This window comes from Amycolatopsis sp. NBC_00345 (assembly GCF_036116635.1).
Taxonomy (GTDB): Bacteria; Actinomycetota; Actinomycetes; order Mycobacteriales; family Pseudonocardiaceae; genus Amycolatopsis.
In genome coordinates this window covers 5527504-5547157 of sequence record NZ_CP107995.1, presented here as the reverse complement: position 1 = coordinate 5547157, position 19654 = coordinate 5527504, and the positions used below count along the sequence as shown (strand labels likewise).

The window sequence follows — 19654 nt, the reverse complement described above, 5'->3', positions numbered from 1 at the left end:
CCACGCCGCCAGGGTCAGCTGCTCCAGACGGTCTTCCGATGATGTCATCGATCACCGGGGCCGCACCACTGGCCGGGCGGGCGCCTCCAGCGCCGGGGAACAAGGTCTGCCTGATAGGCCCTGGAGCTGGTCAACCATTCGTCGTAACCCTCATCGGGCCCAAGCCAGGGCGCGGAGTTGTTGGTGCGGACCGGAACTCCGGGTGGTCCGCCCCGGCTCAACGATCCTGAAGGCGCCAGAGCTGTTCTGAGACCGTGCACCCGGCCGTGCCCGTCACGGCCACAGCGGCGCCGTAACCGGCACCGACGCCTAGATCACGGACGTACCAGCGATCGTCGCGCTGTGAAGCGACCAGCGGCGATCGCCCCGCCACGCCCAGCTGTATTCCCCGCGGCAGCAGCGTCGCCCCCGCCGCCTTGACACACGCCTCCTTGCGTGTGAGCAGCCGTACGAACAGCGTCGCGCGGCGCTCCGGGCTCTCGGCGGCGATCAGGGCGGCCTCCGCCGCGGGAAACAGCCGGGTGGGCGGGCGGACCGCCCAACGGGCGCGGACGCGTTCGACGTCCACGCCTACCGGACGGGCGGCGACCGCGAGCAAGGCGAGGTCACCGGAGTGGCTCAGGCTGATCGAGGGTGCGCCGCCCAGCGCGGCCAGCTCGGGTTTGCCCGACCGGCTCTTCGTCCAGCGAATCCGCTGCGGGGCGACGGCCAGGTGACCGGCGAGGATCTCTCGGATCGCGCCATGCGCGACGGCATACCGCTCCTGGGCACGAGGATCGAGGATGCTCGCCCGCCGGGCGAGTTCGTCCGGGTCCAGCAGGCCGGTCAGCCGCCGGACCACGTCTGCGGACGTGACCAGGGGAATGCGCCAGACTGACACCTGGTCAGCCGGTGGCCCGTCCGCCTCAGCTCGCATGCATCATGACTTTGAAGGCGATGCGCTGGTCGAACTCCCGATAGGCGTGGGCCGCGTCGTCCAGGGCGAAGCGATGCGACACGACGTCCACCGGGTCCAGCTCTCCGGCGGCGACCAGCGCCAGCACCTCGGCGCGCAGGCGGATCGGGTTGCCCACGGAGAAGCGGATGGTCAGTTCGCGGGCGAAGGCCAGGCCAGTGGGAAACGGCATGGCGGTGGAGTGGTGTGCCCCCGCCACCGCGACGCACGCGGCCGGACCGGTCACCTCCAGGGCGGTCAGAAGAGCGGCATCGGTTCCCACCGCTTCGATCACCCGGTCGGCGCCGCCGCGCACCGTCGTCGACAGCTGCGCAGGTGGCACGGCCTCGAAGCCCATCGATCGGGCGCGCTCACGTCGCACCGGTTCCCGGTCGGCCACCACGATCCGCGACGCACCCGCCTGCCGCGCGCACAGTGCGCCGAGAAGCCCGACCGGCCCTCCACCGACGACCGCGACCGTGTCCCCGGCCGTGACGCCCGCGTCCCGCACCGCCCCGTACGCGGTCGTCAGGACGTCGCCGACGAACACGGCCTGTTCGTCGCTCACACCGACCGGGATCGCGGCGAGCACGACGTCGGCGAACGGCACCCGGACGTACTCGGCCTGGCCGCCGTCGACGGGTGCCCCGACGACGTCCGCGTAGCCGAAGAGACTGACCGACGCGCACTGGTAGTGCCTGCCACGCTCGCAGTGGCGGCAACGGCCGCACGCGATCACGTCCGACGCGAAGACCCGGTCGCCGACGGCGAAGGGCGAGCCGGCGCCGGTCTCCTGCACCACACCCGCGAATTCGTGCCCCAGCACGGTTCCGGCCGGGAAACCGGGCAGCTCGCCCCGGTACGGGTGCAGGTCCGTGCCGCAGATCGCCGTACGGGTCACCCGGACCACGACGTCACGCGGATCGCGGACGACCGGCATCGGCAGGTCCCGGACCCGGACCTCTCCTGGTCCACAGTAGACGACGCCTTTCACCGCTGCTCCTTGGTTTCCGGAAGGACCGTCCAGTCCTTGCCGTCGAGATGGACGACGTGCAGTGCCGGCCCGCCAGGACCGGCAACCGTCACCACGGCACGGACCGCGCTCGCCGCGTGGTTGACCAGGAGCATCCCCTCGTCCAGGGCGATCACCTCGACGTCGGGCGACGAGCAGCGCACCGGACGCGGCGATCCCGCCAGCCCGGCGATCCGGTCGTACCAGCGTTCCCAGCCGGTAACGCGGCCATCCCGGCCGAGCTGGGCCTCGATCGGCGCGTTGGTGAACAGGACCCGTCCGGCACCGTAGGAATTGCTGGTCAGCGCCGGGGTGCCGTCCTGGTAGCGCGCCAGGGTCTGGGCGCTGGTCGTGGCCAGCTCCGTGGCCCGGGTCCGGGTGGCCGTCCAGTCGATCGGCCAGGTGTCGCCGTCCCAGCGCAGGAGTTCCTTGCCCACCGGCACACACGTGTCGACGATCTCGGCCCCGCACAGATCGGCACCCGGGAAGGCATGGAGGTGGTCGCCGAGCGAGAGGTAGAGGGTGGCGCCGTCGGCCACGGCGCTGCGGAGCCGGTCGAGATCGGCGAGCGTCAGGTGCGCGACCGACGGGCAGACGATGAGGCTCCGGCCGACCGGCGCCTGCGCCGTGAAGTCGAACCGGACGTGGATGCGTTTGAGCAACAGGTAGGCGTAAAAGGTGGCGATGGTGCTGCCGCCGCTGTCGAGGTAGCTGCTGCCCTGGCCGCGGACGCGCTGCGGCAGGTAGACCGTCGTCTGCGCCGGCCGGCGGCTCGGCGTCAGCGCGGTCCGGGCCCGCGCGACGCGGGCCACGGCGGTCATCGCGGGCCGGTCCGAGCCGTCCAGGCGAAGCAGTCCCGTCTGACGTTCCGAGGGCCGGTCCAGGTACGGCTCGGCCGTCGAGCTGACATCCCGCCAGGACCAGACGACAAGACCGGCGGCGCCGTTGCCCAGCGCGGACGCGGCGGCCGCGCCGAGGTACCGGGCGGCCGTTCGTTCCGCGACCCCGTAGCTGCCCAGCTCGTCGACGAACGGCACACCGTAGGCGGCGGACGCCCGCACCAGGAACGGCACCAGGTTGGTGGCCTCGTAACTCGACGTGGACGCGATCGGCACCGGCGCCCAGTCGCAGAAGCCGTGGGTGGCGACCAGGTCCAGCTCCTGGCTGTTGTCGCTGCCGTAGGGCCGGCCCGCGAAGACGCCCGACGGATCGTTCGCCTGGAACACCAGAGCCCCCGGCGAGGCCGCCCGGATCACGCCGGCCAGGGTGCCCTGCCAGCCGGCGACCTCGGCCCGGGTCAGCGACCGCGCGCTGTCCGGGTCGATGTGCCACAGCTCGTCACCGAGGTCGTACGCGAGCATGCCCGGCTGGTCGCGCAGGGTCTCCGCGACCGCCCGGGCCAGATTCCGCTCGGCGGCCAGCATGTCCGGGTCTCGCCAGATGTCGCGCCCGCGTCGCCACGGCAGGTCCAGAAGCTGGCCGTTCATCCAGATCGTGAAGAGCGAGACGACGGCCGTGAGGCCGGCCAGTCCGGCGAGTTCCACGGCCGCGCGGAGCCGGTCGAGGGTCGTCTCGGACACGCACTCGCCACCATCGGGCTGCGCGTCACGCCAGAACAGGAACAGCCGCACCGTGTTCAGGCCGGCCGCGGCCATCCGGTGGAAATCGTCCTTCAGCACGGCGGGATCCCAGTCCACCCAGAGGCGGCAGCCGGCCTGAGCCGGATAGTAGGTGGCTCCGATCACGACATGGGGAATGCCATGCCGCAGCAGTCTTCCGTCCTCGACGGTGAACGTGCGGCTCATTCGCGCCCGCTCGGCCGGGCCAGGATTTCGGCCAGGGTGCCGGCGACGTGGTCCACGTCGCCGGTCGTCATGCGGGCGTGCAGGGGCAGTGACAGCAACCTGTCCGCCATCGCCTCGCTGACGGGCAGCTGCTCCGTGGTCCGGCGGCGCTCCCGGTAGTAGGAGAAGAGGTGCGTGGGCTGGTAGTGCACCGAGGACTGCACACCGGAAGCGTTCAGAAACGCCCGGACCTGGTGCCGCGAGACGCCGTGTGGCAGCACGACCGGAAGCAGGTGATGAGCGCTGTCGCCGCGGTGACCGGAAAAAACGAGCCCCAGACCGGAAATCTCGCCCAATCGCTCGTGATACCGGGCCGTGAGCAGCCGGCGCTGGCGGCGGTCGGCGGCGAGTCTGCCCAGCTGGATCCGGCCGATCGCCGAGGAGATCTCGGTCGGCCGGTAGTTGAGTCCGATCGCGGCGACATCGTAGTCGGCGCCACCGGTCTGTTCCCGTTGCCAGGTGGACCGGCTCAGGCAGTGGGAGCGCATGGCCCGCATCCGGCCGAGCGCCTCCGGGTCGCGGGCCACGATCATGCCGCCTTCACCGGTCGTCATGTTCTTGGTGGCGAAGAAACTGAAGCAGCCCACGTCGCCGAGCGTGCCCACCATGCCGCCGTCGTCCACGACGGGCGCGTGTGCGGCGTCCTCGATGACAGTGGCACCGTGCCGATGGGCGATGGCGATGATCTCCCGGGTGCGGGCGGGGTAACCGGCGTAGTGCATGACGACCACCGCCCGGGTCCGCGGACCGAGGAGCCGCTCGACCTCGGCCGGGGAGATGGTGGGCTCGCTCTCGGAGATCACGTCGGCGAACACCGGCACGCCGCCGTGCAGGGCCACGGTCGCCGCCGACGCGACGAAACTCAAGGTCGGGACGATGACCTCGTCACCCGGCCGGAGCCCGAGTTCCAGCACAGCCAGGTGCAGTGCGGCCGTGCCGCTGCTGACCGCCACCGCGTCCGTCGTGCCAAGGGCCCCGGCGAAAGCGCGCTCGAACAGCTCAGTCCGCGGCCCGGCGGAGAGCCAGCCCGAGCGCAGCACATCGCCGACCGCTTCGATCTCCTCGTCCCCGATGGTGTTGTCCGCCAAGCGAACCTGGCGTACGGGTGCTGCCCGATCTGCCGTCATGCCATCTCCTGCTCGATCAGCGCGGCTGTCCGGTCCCAGGTCATCTCGTCACGGGCGCGCGTCCGGCCGTGGGCGCCGATGCGGTCGCGCAGGGTGTCGTCGTTGATCAGCCGGACGACCGCGGCGCCGACCTCGTGCGCGGTCAGTCCCACCACGAGGCCGTCCCGGCCGTGGCGCACGACCTCGTCGACCCCGGGAAACCGCCCCGACACCACCGGCTTGCCGCAGCTCCACGCCTCGGCGAAGACGAGGGGGAAGACATCCGCGCTCGTCGGCAGGCACACCAGGTCGCAGGCAGCCATCGCGGCGTGTTTCTCTTCGTCGGCGAGTACCCCGAGGCGCCGGATCCGGTCGTCCGCGTGGGCGGCGAAGAACTCGTCCACCTCGCGCCCGCTCGACGGTCCACAGAAGACGAACACCGTGTCCGGGCGGGACCGCCACACCCCGGGCGCGGCCTGAAGCAGCAGCTGGTATCCCTTCGACGGCACATGCCGGCCGGCGAACAGCACCATCGGCCCGGTCAGGCCGTGCCGCTTCCGGAAGCCGTCACCGTCACCGTCGCCGACCAGATCCGGGGCCTGGGGGATGAACCGGACGCGTCCGGTCGCGGCACCCATCGCCCGCAGCGCGTCGGCCTCCGGCGAGGTGAGGGCGAACAGAGACCGTGCCTGTGCGCAGATCGCGACGCCCAGCCGCGCGTCGGGCCAGGTCGCCGGGTCGGAGGCCGGGGTGACGAGCAGTGTCGCGGACCGTTCGCGGGCGATCCTGGCACCGAGAGCGGCATAGCGCGGTGAGGCGACGTCGTAGACGTGCACGAAGTCGGGGCCGGCGAACTCCGATCCCGCCAGCTCGGCCGGCTCCCGCAGGTGCGGCAGCGCGACATCACGCGGCGGAGCCGTGTCCGACAGGACGGCGACCCGATGCCCGCGACGCGCCAGGGCATCCGTGCTGCGCCAAGCCATCCGTTGTGCGCCGGTCACCTCGGCGCCGGGATACCCGCCGACGACGGTCAGCACGACGGTCACCGGTTCGCCCGGGCTCGCTCGGCGCCGTACCACTGGAGCATCGAGGACAAGCCGGCGTCCAGCTCGGTGTGCGGCAAGTCGGGGACGAGCGACCGGAGCCGGTCGAGCGCGGGCAGCCGGCGGTCCGGAGAGCCCGCCGGCGCCGGCTCGACGGCGATCTCCGGGTCGACCCCCGCCAGGGCGAACAGCCGACGGGCCAGGTCGATCATCGGGATCTCGTGACGGTCGTCGCCGATGTTGACCACCAGCGGTCCGGCATGGGGCAGCCGCATGACGCGGTAGGTGGCCTCCACCGCGTCGTCGACGTGGCAGAACGCCCGGGTCTGGTGCGCGCCGTAGACCGGGAAGGGGTCCACGCCGTCCAGAACGCGGCCGATGAACTGCGGTATGACATGCGAGTGGCCCATCCGCGGGCCGTACACGTTGTAGTAGCGGGCCACCCGCACCCGGTACCTGTCCTGCGCCGAAAGCAGGGCCATGAACTCGGATACCGCCTTGCTCAGCGCGTATCCCGACCGCGGCCGGTGCAGATCGGCCAGTACGAACGGGCGGTCCTCCGGCGTGGGAAGCGGCGTTACGCCGAGCGCCGCGCCGCCGTCCCCTATTTCGCTCGTGGAACTCAGGAACAGCGATCCCGGCCGGTGGCGGTCACACCAATCCACGACGTTCATCGAGGCGAGGATGTTCGTCCTGAGCAACTTCGCCGGCTGGGCGGCCGTGCGCTGCACGCCGACCATCGCGGCCAGGTGGTAGACGGCGTCGAAATCGGCGGTCAGCAGGTTGTCGGGGATGGGTGTGGTCAGGTCGTGGGGGACCACCTGGACGTCGCGGGTCAGCTCGTCGAACTCCGGGTCGCGCCTGCCCCGCGAGAAGTCGTCCAGGACGGTCACCCTGGCGCCGTCCGCCAGCAGCCGCCGGACCAGGTGCAGCCCGATGAAGCCCGCTCCGCCGGTGACGAGCGCGCACTCAGCCACGGCCCAGCCTCAGGTAGGTAATACCGTCCACTCCGGACAGTGCGGCGTCCGCGACTCCCCACACGTCGAACACCACCACCGACGGCGCCGCGCCTCGCACCTGCGCCAAGGTCAAGTTCCGGTAGACCGGGCTGTCGGTGAGGATGACGATGGCGTCGGCGTCCCGGATGCCCTCGTCCAGTTCGCTGGGCAGGAACCCGAAATGCCCGATGCGCGCCGCGTCCACCACCGGGTCGTGCGCCGCGAGAACCCGTGCCTCGCCGGCGAGTTCGGCCCCCACGACCTCAGCCGCGGAACCTCGGACGTCGTCGGTCTCGGGATATCCCTTGTACGCGACGCCCAGCACCAGGATCTTGGAGTCGCGTATCTCCTTGCCGTTCTGCTTCAGGCTTTCGACGAGCCGCCGCACCACATGGTGCGGAATGCTCTCGTTCACGGTGCGGGCCGCCGACACCATGGGCGCCGCCTGGCCGCCGGGTGCGGCCGAGGCGAGCAGCAGGTAGGGGTCCTTGACCAGGCAACTGCCGCCGACGAAGCCGGGCCGGTGGAGGTCGGGGCGGGGATAGCGCAGGTTGGCCGCAGCGATGATCTCGTTGGCGTCCAGCCCCAGGCCCTCGCTGATCAGCGCGATCTCGTTGCCGAAGCCGTAGATGAGGTCGGTGTGGGCGTTGCAGATCAGCTTGGCCAGCTCGGCGGCTTCGATCGAGGAAACCCGGACCTGGTCCGGGCAGACCGGCGCGAGTATGCGCGCGGCACGGTGGGCGGACGCCTCGTCCAGACCCCCGATGATCTGCGGGAGCGTGGTGATCTCCCGCATCGCCGTGCCCTGGATCGTCCGTTCCGGGCACATGGCCAGCAGCGGCCGCGACCCGCTTCGCGTCAGCTGCGGCAGGACGACGGAACGACAGGTGCCCACGGACACGGTGCTGCGGACGATCACCAGCGTGTCGTCGGTGACATGGCCGGGCAGGGATTCGGCGGCGGCGTGCAGCGCCGTGAGGTGGGGCGTGCGGGTCTCCGGATCGACCGCCGTGCCGACGCAGAGGATGATCGCGTCCAGCGGTTCACCCGGTAGCTCAGCCGCGACCCGGAACCGCCCGGGGGGCAGATCCCGCAGCGCCTCCCGGACGCCCGGCTCGAAGAACAGCGGCCGGCCGGCTTCGATCGCGCCGCGCACCTCGGGCGACACGTCGACTCCGGTGACCCGATAGCCACCCGCGGCCAGCCGCAGGGCGAGCGGCAGGCCGATGTAACCGAGCCCGATCACCCCGACATGGGTCCCGGGCACGCTCGAACTCTCCGTGTCATTCATCAGCTGAACCGGCTTCCTCACGTCGGGAACCGGAAAGGCGTCCGTCCACTGCGGACAGCAAGGCGGTTCGGTCGATCTTTCCCATGTCGGTCCGAGGGAGCACCGGCAGCTCGATCACCTCGTGCGGGGTCTCGTGCGCGGCGAGCCGGCCGCGGCAGAACCGGACGATCTCCTCCCGCAGATCCGGCCTGGCCGCCCCGGCCGCGGGCACCACGACGGCGCACACCACTTCCTGCTGCCCGCGCGGCAGCCCGAGGACGTGTGCGTCGGCGACCTGTGGATGCTGCAGCACGATCCGTTCCACCCGGGCGGGGTTCACCTTGCGGCCGTCGACGTTGACAAAAGTGTCCTTGCGGCCCTCGACGCTGACCTGGCCGGTGTCCGACACCCGTACCACGTCGCCGGTGTCGAAGAAGCCGTCGGAACGCAATGCCGACGCGCGCCCGTCCAGATAGCCGCGGAACGTGGTCGCGCTTCTGATCATCAGCCGGCCGGCCACAGCGTCACCAAGCCGTTCCTCGTCCGCGAGCCGCCACTCGACGCCGGGCGCGAAGGTCCCCACTCCCGCGGGCCCGGCGAGCCGGTCCTCGGCCGGGCAGGCGATCAAGCCGGCTTCGGTGCTGCCGTAGACCTGACGGACCGGCCGGCCGGACAGGTGGGCCATCTTCGAGGCCGTGGCCGGCGCCAGCGGTGCTCCGGAGCAGAGCATCACCCGAAGCCGCGAACCGGTCACTGCCTCCGGGATCGCTTCCGCGGCCAGCGAATAGATCAGCGGTGAGCCGAGCATGATCGTCGCGCCACCGGTCAAGGCCGCGCGCACGGAGCTCAGCGAGAACCGCGGCACGGTGACCAGCTCGGCGCCGGAGATCAACGCGGTGAGAACCCCGCCGACCAGGCCGAACGAATGTGCCATCGGCAGCGGCAGAAGCACCCGGTCGTCGGGTCCGTATCCGTGGCATCGCCGATAGAGCTCGGCGCTGCCCAGCAAGGTGCCGAGGGTGTGCACCGCGACGCGCGGCTCTCCCGTGGATCCCGAGGTCAACAGCAGAACCCGCGGGTCGCGGGACTCGTCCGGCTGCGTTGCCGCGGGTGCTGGTCCCGCGTCGGCGATCAGTCCATAGGCGAGACTCGGCACCGGCCCGGCCGCGGTCCCCTTGCCGGAGGTGATGACGGCGGACGGCTCGGCGGTCCAGATCGCCGACCGCGCGTCGTCCAGATGAGAGCTGCCGTCCTCGACGCACAGCACGTCGACGCCGCAGCCCAGCAGGGCGATCAGCACGACCAGCGCGTCGATCGTGCCGTCGAGGGCCACGATCACGGGCTGGTGCACGGGGAAGCGGCCGCGAACACGCGCGCTCGTGTGGTCGATCGCCGCCAGCAGTTCCGGCCAGGTGACTGTCCGGGATCCGCCCGAGAGCAACTGCGTCACCCCGGCCGCGTCCGGCGTCACGTCGGCGCGGTGGCGAACGACGTCGAGAAAGTCGTTCACCACCGGGCCGGGCTCAGCTCGAAGCAGCGACATCGCTGAGCTCGCTTTCGGCCAGGAATCGTCCTCGGTCGGCGTCGAACGCCTTGGTGGCCGCTCGCAGGTTCGGCACCGTGCCGATGTCGAACCACGGCTCGCTGAAGCGGTGGGCGCGCACCGTGCGCCCGTCCTTGATCAGGGCGGTCACCAGATCGGGCATGTCCATCGGCGCTCCCTCGGTGATGTATGTCCGGACGCCCGGATCGACGATCTGGATGCCCACCGACACGTCCACGTGCACCGAGGGCTTCTCCGTGATGGACAGGATCTGTTCACCGTCGGTGTCGATGACGCCGAAAGGCACCGCGAGCGGGTGCTGTCGCGCGGCGACCGTGAGCATGGCCCCGCTGCGCCGGTGCGAAGCCATGACGTCGGCGAAGTCCATGGCAGTCAGGATGTCGCCGTTCATCACCAGCGCCGGCGAGGTCCAGTCCTGGACCAGGCCGAGCGGTGCCGCCGTGCCCAGCGGCACGACGTCATGGCAGTAGTCGACGGCGATACCGAGGCCCGAGCCGTCGCGGATGGCGTCGGCGACCATCCCGGCCAGGTGGGACACGCACAGGGTGACACGGGTGAAACCAGCCACGCGAAGCTGCCGGAGGATGATTTCCAGGATGGTGTAATCGCCTATGCGCACCAGCGCCTTCGGTGTTTCGTCCGTGTACGGCCGGAGCCGGCTTCCCTTCCCTCCGGCCAAGAGGATTGCGTGCGACACTATTTCCCTCCGGTTCGGCAGCGGTCTCACGAGAGCGGGAGACAGTTGCTAGACGTACTCACGGAGGAACGCGGTAAGCGTGTTCACCGTGGTGAGATGACGCGGCTCCAGGTCCTCCGGATCGAAGCTGACGCCGAGATCGTCCTCAATGGACATCAGCACTTCGAGGACCACCGTCGAGTCGAGTTTCAGCTCCTCGAACAGCCGGGTCTCACCGCCGGCCTCCGGTAGCCGCTGGCCCGTGACCTGCTCCAGCACCTTGATCACGTCACTTTCATCGATCATCGTGCCCTCGATTCCGGTCGTGGACTCGGTCATTGCCCGTCACCCGCGAGACGGCAGGTGCTCAGGTACCCCAGCCGTTCGTCGTAGTCGGCCAGCACGACGGGTCCCTGCGGCTGTTCCAGATCGGCCAGCACGCTCCACACGGCTCCGGCCGGCAGGCCGTCCGGAGCCGGCAGGTGCCGCACCGTCCCGTCCAGGTCCGCCAGATAGCGCTCGAGCCGGGCCCGGCAGATCACCGTGTCGGCACCGGCCAGCGCCTCGGCCAGCAGGGCCGGCACTTCCGCGGGGCGCACGGCCGTGCGTTGCCGGATCCGCGGCCTGCCCAGTGCCCCGTCCCGCTCCAGCAGGATCAGGACCGCCGAGTCACCCGACGGGCGCAGGTCGTCCGGAATCGGCGGGCCGTTGAGCACGGCACACTGGTCCATGACCACCACGAGCCCCCGCCCGCGGTCGCCGGGGGCCAGCGTCTGGGACACCAGCCGCAGAGCGGTGAACGGGGCCGCCGCACCGAGGTCCGACACCGCGAACGCGTTCGTGGCCCCCAGCGCCTCCGCCAGATAGGGAATCGGGTAGCCGGCCTCCGCGTCGGGCGTGGCATTGGCCAGCACGATCGAGTCCACGCCCGTCACGGTGTCCCCGAGATGCTTGACCACGACCTCGGCCATGTCCACGAACGTGTTGCGCGTACCGCTGAGCTGGGAGTCGTCCCACGGCAGCCCGAACAGGTGGAAGAGGTCGCGGAAGTACTGGTGGTCCACGTGGTGAAACGGGCCTCCGGCGTCGAAGGTCAGGTGGTCCACCCTGGCGATTCGCAGGCCGGCGCCGGCATCAGGGCCGGAGGGATTCGGTCCGATGTACATGTGCAGTCGACCTCGCCGTCAGTGCTCGAAGACCATGGCGGAAACGGTGTTGCCGGAGCCCACCCCCGTCATGAGGTACCGGTCTCCCGGCTTCAGCCGCCCCGCTGCCGTCGCGGTGGTGTAGTTGATGAACGGGTCGGCGCCGAAGCAGTGCGCCAGGGACGCCTGGTTGTCCAGGTACAGCACCTTCTTGTCGCGAATCCCCAGCACCTTCAACGTGTTGAGCCACGACAGCCGGTTGACGTGGTGCGGGAGGATGAGATCCAGATCGCCGGGCGACAGGCCGGCCCGGCCGAGGGCCGCCTTGATGACACCGCTGAACACGGTCGAGTAGCGAGCGGACCATTCCTCATGGTCTTCTTCGGTCATGTCCGCGGCCCGGTGGTACTTCCCGAAGATCTGCGTGGCGAAGCCGAGCAACCGGTCACGGCGACCGTCCAACCCGACCAGAATCGCCGCCACGCCCTCTCCCATCAGAGTGTTGATACCGAGGATGTGTGCGCCCGAGGTGAAGTTCTTCTCCCCGGCGAAAACCAGGGCGAGACCGTCCGGGGCGTGGTCGTCGGCGAGCATCCGGCCGGCCAGCTCGACCGCCATCAGCGCGGAGGCGCACGCGTGCTGGTTCAGCGCGATGGTGAGCGCGTGCCGCAGCCCGAGGCGGTCCCGGGCCTCGTGCAGCGGATTGAGCGGATACGGCGTGGTGACCGGCATCGTGCGGGCCTGGAGCACATACCGGATACGGCCGCGCAGCGCGGGGAAGTGTGGCAGCGCTTCGGCCGCCGCGACCAGCTGGCCGGCCAGCGCCACGTCGTCCGAGCGGACCTCCGAAAACCCGTAGTACTGCTGGTAGATACGGCTGTCCCGTTCGCTCATGCCGTAGTCGGCCAGATATTTCGCGACCGACTCGTGGTTCTCGGGCAGATACGTGGCTACCGACTCCAGAGAGGTCAAGGCAGATCCATTCAGATATCGGGAGACACCCCCGCATGGTATCAATTTCGTCTCGCAGAATGATTCCGGAAAGGGTGGTGGCCAGGAACCACTCATCGGGCGATCCATCTACCTAGCCTCAGCAGCTAGACCCTACGGCATAGCCGCTTTGCTACGTTGCGACGACGAGATCCGGCATTAGGTTTGGCTCAGGCGCCATGCGCGGCCAGGCCGGCGTTACCGGAAAGGGGCACGGTGAAAAGAGAGCTAGATGCCATGTTCGCGTCGGTGAAGGAACGCTACGGCGAATTCTCCATCGAACGGGTGGAGAGCATGCTGAAGGCAAACGGTATCGATCGCCATCCGCTCCAGCAAGGCGCCTCGATGATCTTGCCGGGGATTCCCCAGACTCCCTGGCACGAACCGTACGAGCACCCGGATATCGCCGCCGTGGTCCAAGCGTTCGAGGCCGGCTACCCCGCCATCAAGGCGGAATACGAAAAGGCCTGGCAGGCGGACCAGTTCTCCACGTTCGAGAATTTCCTGATGACCAAACCCGAGTGGCAGGCGTTGCACCTCTATCGCCAGGGTTCGCTGGTGGAGGAGGCGTCCGATACCGCGCCGACGGCATTCGGCATCCTGAAGAACGAGGTCGTCGCCAAGGGCAAGCTCTGCACCCTGCTCGAAAGTCACTTCTCCACCCTGCTGCCGGGAACCAGCATCCCGCCGCACAACGACCTCTGGAACTTCAGCATCGTCCTGCACTTCGCCGTCGACATCCCCGAGAACTGCGGCATTCGTGTCGCCGAGGAAACCCGGCAATGGCGTGAAGGCAAGTGCCTCCTGTTCGACTACTCCTTCGAACACGAAGCGTGGAACCGCGGTGACCGTCCCCGGACCTGCCTGCTGATGGATCTCTGGCATCCCGACACCACACCCCCGGAACGTGAAGCGCTGGTGGGCCTCGTGACCGAGGTTCGCAAGCTCACCGAGAGGGGCAAGAAGAAATGAAGCTCATCGTCGACCGGTCCGTGTTCGCAGCCCTGCCGGCTCAGGCTTGATCCATGTATCACGCGCGCCCGGCCTTCTTACGACGCCTGCGATCCGCGCTCCGTGCCGACGACAGCGCCCCCTTGGTGTTCCTCGGCAACTTCGAGGTGGAGCGGCAATGGGGCTGGGGCGAGCCAGGACTTCCCACCTTCAGCACTCAGGCATCGGATCTGGTCGTCAATCGGATGGACGAGTTCACGGTGACGCTCGGCGGCCCCGATGACGTCGTGGTGCTCAAGGAGAATCCCGATCCGGCCTACCTCGACTACCTGACCACGCTTGGCTGGCGGCCGCCGCGGATTCTCGTTCCCGGCGTCAATGATCCTTCCCGGTCGGTCAGCGACGACGCACTGGGCGACCGTTCACTCTTGGAAGAACTGTCCGGATTGCGGGACAGCGGCGCGGTCATCGTGCCGCACGGCGTCTCGGTCCGCGAGGAACAACTCGCGGAGGCGACCGGCCTTCCGCTCGGCACCCCTGGGGCGGCCGTCTGCAAGGCGGTCAACAGCAAGGTCTACAGCCGCCGGCTCGCCGACGAGCTGCGCCTGCGCCAACCCGCGGGCAGGTGGTGTGACACCTTGGACCGGTGGAAAGAGGCCGCCGAGTGGGCTTACGACGTCGTCGAAGGCGGCGGGCGCGTAGCGGTCAAGGATGCCTACGGTGTGTCCGGTAAGGGCATTCTTCAGCTGGCCACGACGTCCCGTATCGCCCAGCTCACCCGCATGTTCACCCGACGACGTGACCGGACCGGCGACGAGCGGCTGGCCGTGGTCGTGGAGGAATGGGTGCCCAAGTCCACCGACCTCAACTACCAGTTCACCATTTCCCGCGATGGCGGGATCGAGCTGGACTTCGTCAAGGAATCCCTGACGCGGTCCGGGGTGCATCTCGGCCACCTGTTCCCGGCACGGCTTTCCGGCACCCAACGTCAGGAGGTGGCCGACACTGCTCAGCGCGTCGGCGAGGCCCTCGCCGCGGACGGATACTTCGGGGTCGTCGGCGTCGATGCCATGATCGACCCGGACGGCGGTGTCTACCCGATCGTCGAAATCAACGCGCGTAACAACATGTCGACCTATCAGGAATCTCTCTGGGAACTGGTCGGCGGGCCGGGCCGCACCGCGGTCGCCAAACACTATGCGATCCAGCTTGACGCTCCGCTGCCCTTCACGAAGCTGCGCGAAGGGCTCGGCTCCGCCCTGCTCGGCCCCGGCTCGGAAGCTGGCTTGCTGATCAACAACTACGCGACGGTGAACAGCGGTCTTTCGGCCGGCGGCGCGGGACGTCTCTACGGCATGCTGGTCGGGCCGGACCTGGCGACGGTGGAGGACACGGATCACGAGATCGCCGCGGCACTGGCCGCGTGGCAGAAGGGTGGCCGGCGGTGACCACGAACTTCCAGGGCATACCGGCTACCGCGTTGGCGGAGGAGTTCGGGACACCCCAGTACGTCTACGACGCCGACCAGCTGAACGAGCAGTACACCGGGTTACGCTCGCGGCTCGACGAAACGGTGGAGATCCTCTACTCGCTCAAGGCTAACCCGAACCTGGCGATCTGCCAGTCCATGACCCGGCTGGGAGCGGGAGCCGAGGTGTCCTCCCTCGCGGAACTCGTTACCGCGCAACGCGCGGGCGTCCCCGCCGACCGCATTTTTTTCCTCGGCCCCGGCAAGACCCGGCTGGAACTGGAGGCCTGCGCCAAGGGCGAGGCCGGGTTCCTGATCGCCGAATCGTTCGAGGAGCTGGACGAGTACGACAGTCTCGTCGCATCGGTTCGCGGCTCGGCGCAGGTGCTGCTGCGCGTCAACCCCCAGTTCTCCGTCAAGGGCGCCGGCCTCACCATGAGCGGCAAGGCCCGTCAGTTCGGCATCGACGAGGCAGCGCTGCTGGCCTCGGCGCCGGCCGCCCAACGGTGGCCCCACCTGCGGGTCGTCGGAATCCAGGCATACATGGGAACACGGATTCTGCGGGAGCCGGTGATCGTGGAGAACACCGAGCGCATCCTGGACCTGGCGGAGCGGATCACCGAACGGCTCGCGTGCGGTTTGGAGATCGTCGACGTCGGTGGCGGGCTCGGTATCGCCTACTTCGAGGGGGAGGACGACCTCGACGTCGAGGTGCTGACCGGACAGCTCAACCCGGTGGTCACGGAGTTCCGCGCACGTCGCCCGGGAGTCCGTGTGCTGATGGAACTCGGGCGCTATCTGACGGCCAGGGCGGGTACTTACGTCGTCCGGATCCGCTACGTCAAGGAGTCGTTCGGCGAGCGGTTCGCCATCGCCGACGGCGGTACCAACCACCACATGGCCGCAGTCGGCATCGGTTCGTATGTGAAGCGCAACTTTCCCGTGACGCTGCTCAACCGGGACGCGCCGGACGACGAGGCGCCCTGGAACATCTCAGGTCCTCTTTGCACGCCCAACGACCTGCTGGTCAAGAAGGCCCGGCTGCCCCAGCTCCGGTCCGGCGACCTGATCGGCGTGACCCGGTCCGGTGCGTACGGTCCGTCGGCCTCGCCCGGCCTTTTCCTCAGCCACGGATTCCCGGCCGAAGTACTGGTCAAGGACGGCAAAAGCCAGCTGATCCGGCGGCGTGACGGTCTGGCCGACATCATCGGCAAGCAGATCCCGCTCGAGCATTGATCAGCCTTGCCATGACCCGATCAGCACTGGATAGCCGGCAGACCCGATCAGCTGGCGTGCGCCTGATCCGCGCCCTTCATCCGGCACGACTTCGCGCTCTGCCCTTTGGTGTATGCCCAGGGGTTGGTGCTCGACCTGGCAGGCCGGGCGTCCGGCCGTTCGCTCGTTCCAGCCGGACGAGCCGCGTGCCACTGTTATCGCACCGATCCATTCGATGTGGTGGGGGAGCCTTGACATCTCCGGAGGCTGACCCGGGCCAGGTGCCGGTATCCGAAAACCTTGCCACGGATGGCGCGGAGCCGGGTGCGGCCAGCGCCTTGTCCCGGCAAGCCCGCTGAGTGGAGGTCGTTGCGTGCGTTCGGAGAAACTGACCGGGAAACTGAGGCTCTGGGCACTGGTGGGCAAACCCGCCGCGGCACTGGCGCTGGCCGAACTCACCGACGTCCTGGTGCTGTTGGGGATCGTGCGCATCATGGGTGCGATGGGCGGCAGCGCCCTGTACGTGCGGTCTCTCTACCAGCCGGTGGATCTCTCGATGATCGCCGTCACCGGAGCCTTCGCGATCAGCAACCAGGTGTCCGCCGCCATCAGCCGGGGGAGGAAACGGCCGGGCGACGTGTTCGCGGCCGCGGGGAGCTTGGCCCGGGTGTGGCTGGTGAGCGGAGCGCTGCTGTGCTTGGCGCTGTCGGTCGCCGCGCCCGGCTTGGCGGATCTCGCGCATGTGGAAACCTTGCAGCGAGAGGATTTCATCTCCTTCCTGCGGTGGACACTGTCGGCCGGGCTGCTCGGCTTCGGGCCCGCTCTGACCGCATCCTGCTTACGTGGTTACGGCCATACCCGCGGTGCGATCATCGTGACGATGAGTGCCTCGCTCATTAACATCGGCGGCGTCGCCGTACTCGGGCTCGTGGCCCGGATCGGTATCGCCGCGATCCCCATCGCTTCCGCGACGGCGAGCGTGGCCGGGCTGGCGATCGGCCTGATCGTCCTGCGCCGCACCGAGTTGTGGCATCCGGCTTCGGTGCGGGTCTGGCAGGCAGACGTGCTGCGCCACCTGCGCCGGATCGGTATCCCGGTGGCAGGTTCCGTCCTTCTCGTCGCGGTCTACAACATGGCCATGCTGACCACGATCAGCAGTTTCGGGCCGGATGCGGTAGCGGGATTCTCGGTGGCCGCCGCCGCTCAGAACCTGTTGTTCCTTCCGGGCATGATGCTGGGCGCGGCGACCGCGATCCTGATCAACCAGCAACGTGGCGCCGGTGAGCACGCCCAGATGGGCCGGACCCTGCGCAGCGGCCTGGAACTGGGGACGTGCGCGTACGTGGTCGTCGCCGTCGCGGTGTGGCTGGCCGGCGGCTCGTACGCGCACCTGATGAACAGCGAGGCGGGCATAGCCCACCAGACGGCCGCGTTCCTCACCACCGTGGGCCTGACCTACGCCGTGCAGGGGCCGGTTCTGCTGTCGTTGACCGTCATGGAGCACACGGAGGGCGGCCGGTTGGCCGTCGTGCTGAACGTCGTCTACTTCGCCCTGGTCGTGGTGATCGCCCGGCTGGCGACGGATCAGCTCGGCGACGTTTCCGCCGTCTACGGCACGGTCGCCGTGTGCAACCTGATCGGCGTGGTGATTCCCGCGATCGCCGTCCGCCACGTGCGCCGGCTGAGCCGGCGGACCGCGGTGAACGCGGCTTCCGTTGCGGTGTAACCGAATATTCCGCTGACCAGAGGAGACACTGTGCAGAGCACCACGGACCGCCGGCTTCGGACGAAACTGACCTCCATCAACAAGACCATTCGAGAGGGGCGTCCGCCGTTCGACACCGCCGAGAGCGAAAACGTCGCGCTGCACCGGATGCCGATCCTGACCGGCAGCCCGCGCCGGGTCAGCGAGATGTACAAGTTCTGGTTCCGGACGCGCGGCTGCACGTTCGACCGGGCAGGCCAGTGCAGCATGTGCAATTACGGTGTCGGCCCGGAGATCGACGCCAAGCAGATGGCCCGCGCGGTGCGGTGGCAGATAGCCGGTGTCCCGGAGGGTTCCTCGATCTACGTGTCGCCGTCCGGAAGCCTGCTGGACCCGCGTGAGGTGCCCAGGGATCTGCTCAGGTCGGTGCTGACCGCGGCGGCCCGGCGCAAGCCGGTCGCCCTGGCCTTCGAGACCCGCCCGGAACTGTGCGGCCCGGAGATATTCGACGAGCTGCGGGAACTGGTGCCGCGGACCACGAGGGTCGTCGTGGAGATGGGCGTCGAGTCATGGACTCCGGAGATTCGCATGATGTGTCACCTGAAGCCCTCGCCCCAGTCCGCGTACGAACGCGCGGTGGCCCTAGCCCGCGAGTACGACTTCGACACCATCGCGAACATCACGATGGGCGGCCTGGGGCTGACGCACGCCGCCGCTTACGCGGACACGCTGGCGAGCGTCCGGGGCGCGCGCGTGGCCGGGTTCACCACCAAGATGGTTTTCCCGTTGAGCGCCAAGGCGGGTTCACTGCTGGGCTGGGCCCATGACAACGGCCTGTGGGAGCCGCCGTCGTTGTGGATGCTGGTGCGGGCGCTCGCGGACCTGTCGTCGCCGGAGTCGTTCGGCGACGGGATCTCGGATCTGGACATCTCGTGGTACGACCCGGATCTGGACGGTGTGACCCAGGCCCGGCCGGACGGTTGCGCGGAATGCCGTCCCATGCTTGTCGATGTCCTGGTCAGGTTCCACCTCGATCCACGCATCGCCACCCTCCGGCCCGCGCTGGACTGGTCCCGGTGCGACTGCCCCGCACAGGCCGACCGGATGTTGTCCGCATCGCCCGCGGACGCGCTGTGGAAGGACCGGCTGGCCGAGGTCGCCGACCGGTGGGATGAATCGAACGGGGACGGGGACCGCAGGCTGCTGCCGCTCGTACCGAGCGCCGGCCACTGACCGCACTGGCGCGAGATGCCGATCTCGGCGGCGGCCTGGTCGATCGGACGGGTCTTTCCGCCCGGCGGATTCGGGCACCGCCCGGCTGGTCGGGGATCCCGTCCGACGGGGATCAAGTGGCGTGAAGGTCGATGCGGCCAAGCTGAGGCTGCGGTCGTCCATGGCCAGGCGTTTAGAGCTGGCACACCAAGCACTCATCGACGGCGACACCATCTACGCGGAGTTCGGGCGCCGCGTGACGTAACTGGGACAGCAGAAACCGAGACCGCGGACGGGACGTCGAGGACGCTGCTCGGTGCGTTGCCGACCAGCGGTGTCCGGGGCCGCGCGAGCACCGCGGCGACCAGAGCGTGCCGGTACGCCGCCGGACTTGCTCGTCATATCCGCGACGCTGCGCTCGCGGATATGCAGCGCGACGCGACGGACCACGGTGTGGTCGAGGGAACCCACCCGGAGCGGTCGAGGTAGGCGAAGAAGCTGGGTGACCCGCGCCGAACATG

17 protein-coding genes are annotated in these 19654 nt (G+C 69.2%); 5 read left to right on the top strand and 12 right to left on the bottom strand.

Annotated features, from left to right (window positions below):
• Positions 1–217: 217 nt before the first annotated feature.
• From OG943_RS24685 to OG943_RS24630, 12 genes are read right to left on the bottom strand one after another with little or no spacing between them, the layout of a single operon-like run.
• On the bottom strand, positions 218–916 hold the full coding sequence (locus OG943_RS24685; protein ID WP_328603280.1) for a 4'-phosphopantetheinyl transferase family protein: 699 nt from the start codon (positions 914–916) through the stop codon (positions 218–220).
• The gene (locus tag OG943_RS24680; protein ID WP_328603279.1) at positions 906–1928 is read right to left on the bottom strand and encodes an alcohol dehydrogenase catalytic domain-containing protein; all 1023 of its coding nucleotides are present in this window, start codon (positions 1926–1928) and stop codon (positions 906–908) included. Before OG943_RS24680 ends, OG943_RS24685 begins: the two co-directional genes overlap by 11 nt.
• Complete coding sequence (locus OG943_RS24675) at positions 1925–3751, bottom strand: beta-galactosidase trimerization domain-containing protein (RefSeq protein WP_328603278.1); 1827 nt, start codon at positions 3749–3751, stop codon at positions 1925–1927. Before OG943_RS24675 ends, OG943_RS24680 begins: the two co-directional genes overlap by 4 nt.
• Positions 3748–4917, bottom strand: coding sequence for a DegT/DnrJ/EryC1/StrS family aminotransferase (locus OG943_RS24670; protein WP_328603277.1), 1170 nt, complete (start codon positions 4915–4917; stop codon positions 3748–3750). Before OG943_RS24670 ends, OG943_RS24675 begins: the two co-directional genes overlap by 4 nt.
• Positions 4914–5942, bottom strand: coding sequence for a glycosyltransferase family 4 protein (locus tag OG943_RS24665; protein ID WP_328603276.1), 1029 nt, complete (start codon positions 5940–5942; stop codon positions 4914–4916). Before OG943_RS24665 ends, OG943_RS24670 begins: the two co-directional genes overlap by 4 nt.
• Positions 5939–6916 carry an NAD-dependent epimerase/dehydratase family protein gene (locus OG943_RS24660; RefSeq protein ID WP_328603275.1) on the bottom strand — a complete coding sequence of 326 codons (978 nt, stop codon included), beginning with the start codon at positions 6914–6916 and terminating at the stop codon, positions 5939–5941. The genes OG943_RS24665 and OG943_RS24660 overlap by 4 nt, the downstream gene beginning before the upstream one ends.
• Entirely contained in the window at positions 6909–8204 is a 1296-nt protein-coding gene (locus OG943_RS24655; protein WP_328603274.1) for a nucleotide sugar dehydrogenase, read from the bottom strand. Before OG943_RS24655 ends, OG943_RS24660 begins: the two co-directional genes overlap by 8 nt.
• Before the next feature lie 16 nt (positions 8205–8220).
• Positions 8221–9750 (bottom strand): class I adenylate-forming enzyme family protein, encoded by a 1530-nt coding sequence (locus OG943_RS24650; RefSeq protein WP_328603273.1) that lies wholly within the window; start codon positions 9748–9750, stop codon positions 8221–8223.
• Positions 9731–10498: a sugar phosphate nucleotidyltransferase gene (locus OG943_RS24645; protein WP_328603272.1), complete on the bottom strand. Its 768-nt coding sequence runs from the start codon at positions 10496–10498 to the stop codon at positions 9731–9733. The genes OG943_RS24650 and OG943_RS24645 overlap by 20 nt, the downstream gene beginning before the upstream one ends.
• An 18-nt stretch (positions 10499–10516) precedes the next feature.
• Positions 10517–10786: an acyl carrier protein gene (locus OG943_RS24640; protein WP_328603271.1), complete on the bottom strand. Its 270-nt coding sequence runs from the start codon at positions 10784–10786 to the stop codon at positions 10517–10519.
• Positions 10783–11613, bottom strand: coding sequence for a hypothetical protein (locus OG943_RS24635; protein ID WP_328603270.1), 831 nt, complete (start codon positions 11611–11613; stop codon positions 10783–10785). The genes OG943_RS24640 and OG943_RS24635 overlap by 4 nt, the downstream gene beginning before the upstream one ends.
• Positions 11614–11631: 18 nt before the next feature.
• Positions 11632–12564: a 3-oxoacyl-[acyl-carrier-protein] synthase III C-terminal domain-containing protein gene (locus OG943_RS24630; RefSeq protein ID WP_328603269.1), complete on the bottom strand. Its 933-nt coding sequence runs from the start codon at positions 12562–12564 to the stop codon at positions 11632–11634.
• A 255-nt stretch (positions 12565–12819) separates the two neighbouring features.
• Here OG943_RS24630 and OG943_RS24625 point away from each other — a divergent pair, with 255 nt between their 5' ends.
• The 5 genes from OG943_RS24625 (at position 12820) to OG943_RS24605 (ending at position 19154) form a co-directional block, all read left to right on the top strand.
• A complete protein-coding gene (locus OG943_RS24625) occupies positions 12820–13554 on the top strand; it encodes an aspartyl/asparaginyl beta-hydroxylase domain-containing protein (protein ID WP_328603268.1) in 735 nt (244 codons plus the stop codon).
• Positions 13555–13607: 53 nt separating this feature from the next.
• Positions 13608–14981 carry a hypothetical protein gene (locus tag OG943_RS24620; RefSeq protein ID WP_328603267.1) on the top strand — a complete coding sequence of 458 codons (1374 nt, stop codon included), beginning with the start codon at positions 13608–13610 and terminating at the stop codon, positions 14979–14981.
• The gene (locus OG943_RS24615) at positions 14978–16237 is read left to right on the top strand and encodes a diaminopimelate decarboxylase (RefSeq protein ID WP_328603266.1); all 1260 of its coding nucleotides are present in this window, start codon (positions 14978–14980) and stop codon (positions 16235–16237) included. The genes OG943_RS24620 and OG943_RS24615 overlap by 4 nt, the downstream gene beginning before the upstream one ends.
• Positions 16238–16589: 352 nt before the next feature.
• Positions 16590–17942 (top strand): MATE family efflux transporter, encoded by a 1353-nt coding sequence (locus tag OG943_RS24610; protein WP_328603265.1) that lies wholly within the window; start codon positions 16590–16592, stop codon positions 17940–17942.
• A gap of 30 nt (positions 17943–17972) precedes the next feature.
• Positions 17973–19154, top strand: coding sequence for a radical SAM protein (locus tag OG943_RS24605; RefSeq protein WP_328603264.1), 1182 nt, complete (start codon positions 17973–17975; stop codon positions 19152–19154).
• Positions 19155–19654 lie beyond the last annotated feature (500 nt).

Excerpts from the sequence above, each read along its gene's own strand:
- OG943_RS24640 (WP_328603271.1), bottom strand. The coding sequence starts at position 10,786 with ATGACCGAGTCCACGACCGGAATCGAGGGCACGATGATCGATGAAAGT.
- OG943_RS24685 (WP_328603280.1), bottom strand. The coding sequence starts at position 916 with ATGCGAGCTGAGGCGGACGGGCCACCGGCTGACCAGGTGTCAGTCTGG.
- OG943_RS24620 (WP_328603267.1), top strand. The coding sequence starts at position 13,608 with ATGTATCACGCGCGCCCGGCCTTCTTACGACGCCTGCGATCCGCGCTC.
- OG943_RS24635 (WP_328603270.1), bottom strand. The coding sequence starts at position 11,613 with ATGTACATCGGACCGAATCCCTCCGGCCCTGATGCCGGCGCCGGCCTG.
- OG943_RS24625 (WP_328603268.1), top strand. The coding sequence starts at position 12,820 with ATGTTCGCGTCGGTGAAGGAACGCTACGGCGAATTCTCCATCGAACGG.
- OG943_RS24675 (WP_328603278.1), bottom strand. The coding sequence starts at position 3,751 with ATGAGCCGCACGTTCACCGTCGAGGACGGAAGACTGCTGCGGCATGGC.
- OG943_RS24650 (WP_328603273.1), bottom strand. The coding sequence starts at position 9,750 with ATGTCGCTGCTTCGAGCTGAGCCCGGCCCGGTGGTGAACGACTTTCTC.
- OG943_RS24670 (WP_328603277.1), bottom strand. The coding sequence starts at position 4,917 with ATGACGGCAGATCGGGCAGCACCCGTACGCCAGGTTCGCTTGGCGGAC.